The sequence below is a fragment of the Desulfobacterales bacterium genome, from assembly GCA_028704555.1.
Taxonomy (GTDB): Bacteria; Desulfobacterota; Desulfobacteria; order Desulfobacterales; family JAQWFD01; genus JAQWFD01.
Genome location: JAQWFD010000062.1, coordinates 1 through 2274 on the forward strand (window position 1 = coordinate 1; position 2274 = coordinate 2274).

At 49.9% G+C, this 2274-nt stretch carries 4 protein-coding genes and 1 tRNA gene; 2 read left to right on the forward strand and 3 right to left on the reverse strand.

Annotated elements, in window-relative coordinates; translation table 11 throughout:
• The 3 genes from PHQ97_15285 to PHQ97_15295 form a co-directional block, all read right to left on the reverse strand.
• Positions 1-235, reverse strand: a 235-nt coding sequence (locus PHQ97_15285) for a FeoB small GTPase domain-containing protein (GenBank protein ID MDD4394095.1), incomplete at its 3' end; no start/stop codon positions are given.
• Positions 232-933 carry a metal-dependent transcriptional regulator gene (locus PHQ97_15290; protein ID MDD4394096.1) on the reverse strand — a complete coding sequence of 234 codons (702 nt, stop codon included), beginning with the start codon at positions 931-933 and terminating at the stop codon, positions 232-234. The genes PHQ97_15290 and PHQ97_15285, both read right to left, overlap by 4 nt.
• 37 nt (positions 934-970) lie before the next feature.
• Positions 971-1654: a Dna2/Cas4 domain-containing protein gene (locus tag PHQ97_15295; GenBank protein MDD4394097.1), complete on the reverse strand. Its 684-nt coding sequence runs from the start codon at positions 1652-1654 to the stop codon at positions 971-973.
• Positions 1655-1699: 45 nt separating this feature from the next.
• On the opposite strand from PHQ97_15295, the gene PHQ97_15300 reads away from it, so the two are divergent.
• A complete protein-coding gene (locus PHQ97_15300; protein MDD4394098.1) occupies positions 1700-1993 on the forward strand; it encodes a DUF3467 domain-containing protein in 294 nt (97 codons plus the stop codon).
• A gap of 51 nt (positions 1994-2044) precedes the next feature.
• Positions 2045-2116, forward strand: a tRNA-Thr gene (locus PHQ97_15305).
• Positions 2117-2274: the final 158 nt, after the last annotated feature.

Below are 2274 nucleotides of genomic sequence, written 5' to 3' on the forward strand. Positions count from 1 at the left end.
CGGTGATGAGATATTCCCGGACGAGTTTTTCTTCATCGGATTTTCCCGAGAGAGAGTAGATCCCGGGAAGATCGGTAAGGGAAAACTCCGTTCCGTTGTACCGGACGAGGCCTGACATCAGGCCGACGGTAGTACCCGGATAATTACTCACCTCGACACCGAGCCCGGTCAGATGATTGAATATGAGTGATTTGCCAACACTCGGGTTGCCGATCAGGACGGCCCGGCGCATCATTGGGTATTGCACCGCTCGACCATGATATTCTCGGCGACCTCGGGGCTTAATGCGATGTCGCATCCTTTCACGGTTATCACGACCGCGTGATTGTCAAGTTTTCGCCTGAGCGTGATGAGTTCTCCGGGGATGACGCCGAGATCGATGAGCCTGCTGTGTTTTGCAAAGCACCGGATCATGGAGACGTGCAGGAGAGAACCTTCCTCGCACTCGGAGAGAGAGATGATGGGATTTCGTTTTGTCAGTCCGGCATGTCCTTCATGTTCCTTTGGACTCGTCTCTTCTGGTTTGGATGCGCGCCTTCCCCATCCTCTTTCACGGCCGGGTCTGTTTCCTGCAGGACCGCGTGTTTCCAGGAACGTGTCGAGACGTTCGATCGTTTCTGCCGAAATGCTGTGCTCCATGAGGCAGGCCTCCTTTGATGCGTGATCAGGTTCGGTGCCTAGAACATCGGTAAGAAAACTTGTCAGGACGGCATGTTTGCGCGCCACCTGGGCAGCCTTGACTGAACCCTTGTCAGTAAGTGAAAGCCCGCCGGACGACTCGGTGACATAGCCTTTTTCTTTCAGACAGGAGACCGCTTTGCTGAGTCCTTCGGTATCACCGTTTGCCAGATTTTCCAGATTTGAGACCTTAACCGTCTCTTTTCCGGTATTGAGTATTGCTTCGAGAATATCTTCGGAGAGTTCAAAGGTCATTACTATCTTAGTATCTTTTATTCTCAGAATATCTATGTTATGCCTTTGACATCATTTTGGAAAAGAGAGATTTGGGTTTTTCAACGGCTGAACAGGTCTCGACAAATTTACACCAGGCGCAGTACGGGCCGCGGACGACTTTCGGTATCCCTCCGTTCAGCACTTTTTCTGCGGCCCTTAGTGCAAGAAATAGTGCGCGGCGGTCTTTGGGTTCTATAACGACACTGCGTATCGTCCCCGAACCCAGATACTCAACGCGGCCGTAAAAGGGTTTTCCAAACATCTCTTCAAGACAGACCGCATAACAGATCACTCTGAGGCGGTCGTGAAGATAGACTCCCCGGGTGGGCGCCTCGCCGCTTTTTACCAGAGAAAAACTATCATCAAAGAACCGGTCGACCTTCCCGTAGATCCCGTATTTTTCAGAATAAACAGATACATCATACCGTTCGGCCTGGCGCCAGGTCACCTTGCTGCAGGCGGCGACCATTTTTTCCAGGTACGAGAGCGCGGGCTGATCCTCGGGAACCATATTTTTCAGCCCCTCTTCCCAGACATCCTCGGCAGAGAGGATATCACCAAGATAATAGGAAAGTTGTTTTGCAACTGTGTAGGCGATCGGCTCTTCGTAGGGAATATCGACGGATTTTGCCAGGTACAGCTGCATGGGACAGGTGCCTGCTTTCACCACATCTGTTACAGAGATCGTTTTGTCCGGCATGATGACTCCATAAACATAAGTTCGTTTAACACACTATTAATAATTATGGCAGGCAACGAACTCAACATTCAGATACCTCAGAACCTTGACCCGGTCTACAGTAATATGATTCAGATCGCCTTCAAGGATGACGAGTTCACGATGATGTTTTTACATCAGCTCCCGATGGCAAATCAGGCAAAAGCAAAGGCCGTTGTTGCGATCAGCCCGACACATGCGAAGAAACTTCTTGCAGCTCTGCAGAAGAGCGTGAATGAGTACGAGACGAAGTTTGGAAAGATAACAAACGGGGCGCATGCCGAAGGAACGGATACGCCGACCCTTCAGGGATATTCATAAATCAATAACTTATTTATTGTCTAACAGGCAATGTGTTTAAGCACACAGTGCGCCGTCGTGGCTTAGCGGTATAGCGGCTGATTCGTAATCAGCAGGCCGAGGGTTCAAGTCCCTCCGACGGCTTCTTCTTTTATGAATGTTTGATCGATATGCAAGGTCGTATTACGGAGAGCCTCTTTTTGGAATTTTATGCGCAGATTTCCTGATCAATAATAATACACGCCGTCGATCCGGATCGTGGCTTTGCCGCCAAACAGCATGGAATTATCCTGAAACTGAAG